General features: G+C 28.4%; 5 protein-coding genes. All 5 read right to left on the minus strand.

Annotated features, from left to right (window positions below; genetic code table 11):
- Positions 1-96: 96 nt before the first annotated feature.
- Complete coding sequence (locus WS44_RS09020) at positions 97-744, minus strand: capsular polysaccharide synthesis protein (RefSeq protein WP_288145735.1); 648 nt, start codon at positions 742-744, stop codon at positions 97-99.
- Between the two features lie 11 nt (positions 745-755).
- The gene (locus WS44_RS10175) at positions 756-1,037 is read right to left on the minus strand and encodes an alpha-1,2-fucosyltransferase (RefSeq protein WP_337872633.1); all 282 of its coding nucleotides are present in this window, start codon (positions 1,035-1,037) and stop codon (positions 756-758) included.
- Positions 1,012-1,176: an alpha-1,2-fucosyltransferase gene (locus WS44_RS10180; RefSeq protein WP_288145737.1), complete on the minus strand. Its 165-nt coding sequence runs from the start codon at positions 1,174-1,176 to the stop codon at positions 1,012-1,014. Before WS44_RS10180 ends, WS44_RS10175 begins: the two co-directional genes overlap by 26 nt.
- A 6-nt stretch (positions 1,177-1,182) precedes the next feature.
- Positions 1,183-1,491 (minus strand): hypothetical protein, encoded by a 309-nt coding sequence (locus WS44_RS10185; protein ID WP_236702997.1) that lies wholly within the window; start codon positions 1,489-1,491, stop codon positions 1,183-1,185.
- 117 nt (positions 1,492-1,608) lie between these two features.
- Positions 1,609-2,076: a glycosyltransferase gene (locus tag WS44_RS09030; RefSeq protein ID WP_288145736.1), complete on the minus strand. Its 468-nt coding sequence runs from the start codon at positions 2,074-2,076 to the stop codon at positions 1,609-1,611.
- Between the last annotated feature and the right edge of the window lie 87 nt (positions 2,077-2,163).

The raw sequence follows: 2,163 nt of genomic DNA on the forward strand, positions 1-2,163 counted from the left end.
CAGGTTCAGGACACCTTAGAATCCTACTTTGATTAAATAAATAATTAAAAAATCAATTTACGAGAAAGATCTATTTACACAAAAGATTTGACAGTTTCAAAATTGAAAATGATAAATTGCAATTTTTTTCATCAAAATATTACGTGGTCTGCTTGACATGAAAAAAGTAGTCCAATTTCCATGTGAAGGATCCTTAGTTTTGAGATCCGTCCTAATAGTATAAAAATTGGATTTAAAAACCTCATCAGGAATTGGTTGAATATCTAAAATTGTAGCATCACACCATACACCACCATATATGTATAGAAGTAATGCCCTTATCATATCTGACAAATGGGTAATCGAAATACATCCCAAATCTACTTTATTCAATACAAATGTTGGTAAATTAACATAATCTTGAAAATTATCCTTAGTTATTAAAATTACTTCATGATTTACATTATTTCTTCTAATTGAATTAATACATGCTTTCACTATCTTCGGCGCTTGATCATATCCCTGCCACCACATAATCCATATTGGTTCTGAATTTAAACTCTGCTTTTTTTTAAAAAGGTTACTCTTTTTAAATTCTTTATTCAAAACTATACTAGACAATGCTTGTGTTACTTTATCTTCATTATATGCATTAATTTTAGTAGCCAAAACAGAATTACTCTTTAAGTATAATCTCCTAATGCCTTTGGTTATAAATAAACTAATACCATATTCTTTAATATAATTTACAATATTTCTTTTCATTGATCGTCACTTTAGCAATTAATTAATATCCAATCTTTTTGTATAAGCTGCGATTGATATCCATCATTGTTCCATCGAGATGGTGAAACAACTAATTTATTTTTAGACGTAGAAAGAAATTGTCCCCACCATGAAAAAGTTGAATTAGATAAAATAAAATGTTTGCAATTATACATCAATCTTAGAGTTTCATACACAGGCATATCTTGTGAAACAAATATTACATTGTCTCCGTTAAATCCTAATTTCTTTTTACACCAATTAATATCATCCGAAAATACAAAAAATAAGATCCTTCAATTTTTTATCTTCAAGCTTCTTTTTTGCCTTCCTATAATAGTCTGGTGTACAAACTGCAAAACTTCTAGCATTTTGATTATTAAAAAAATCTCCCCTTCGTACACTTACACATACAGAATTGCTACTCCTTATTTTTTATTAAACTAATTTTCTTTTGTGTGGCCAAATTTTATCTATTCCTTCACGTACCCAATACACTCCACAATAATTTAGTAATTTTTGTCCAATAACTGCCTCTTTTGCTTTCATAGCTCTTGATTTATTTCTAAATAAGTAAATACCTAAACTCTTAGCTATAATCATTGTCTTTTGTAAGAAATTGCTTTCTTGAAAAAGCAATTTTCCGGTTCCCTTCCAATATGAATAAGGAACAGTTTGATAATCTGTTAATACATCATAACGTCCTTGTTGTACATCATAATTAGCAAATACTTTTTTTAAAATCAAAAGATAAATCAGAATCTCCAGTTTTTATAGATACATATCGTGTTACAACATAATGAAATAATTGATTACCACATCTACCATTCATTTCTGTATAAATCATTTTTACCTCTCAATAATTTAATCTGTAACGAGCTCTTTTATAATCTCTTCTAATTTATAATTAAATCTTTTATTATTACTGCTTTCACCAGCATTTTTTGTCTCAGCAATTTGATCATAATTATCAATTGTCATTTTTAAATCATCAATATCGTATACAGGAATGATATTATTCATTCTCTCTGCAATTAACTTAGTAAAGTCAACTTGATGATTATTTACATGTTCATGAAACTTTTCTTGTCTAGGTACTACAATTGGAACCTTTCCAAATTGCAAAGCTTCAATAAAGCTGGAAGGTCCACCATGAGTAATTACAATTCGGGCATCCCTTAATGTCTGTTGCATTTTCTCAAATGACATCATCTTATGGGCTTCACAGTATTCAGGAATATAAGTACTGAAACCTGTTTGTACGATGACCTTTTCTTTAATAATTAAATCGTCTACTTTTTTAATAAGACGATTAAATGGTGAAACTGTCAAATCTTTTGTGTAAATAGATCTTTCTCGTAAATTGATTTTTTAATTATTTATTTAATCAAAGTAGGATTCTAAGGTGTCCTGAACCTG

It is taken from the genome of Lactobacillus sp. N54.MGS-719 (assembly GCF_000980505.1).
GTDB classification, from domain to species: Bacteria; Bacillota; Bacilli; order Lactobacillales; family Lactobacillaceae; genus Lactobacillus; species Lactobacillus amylovorus.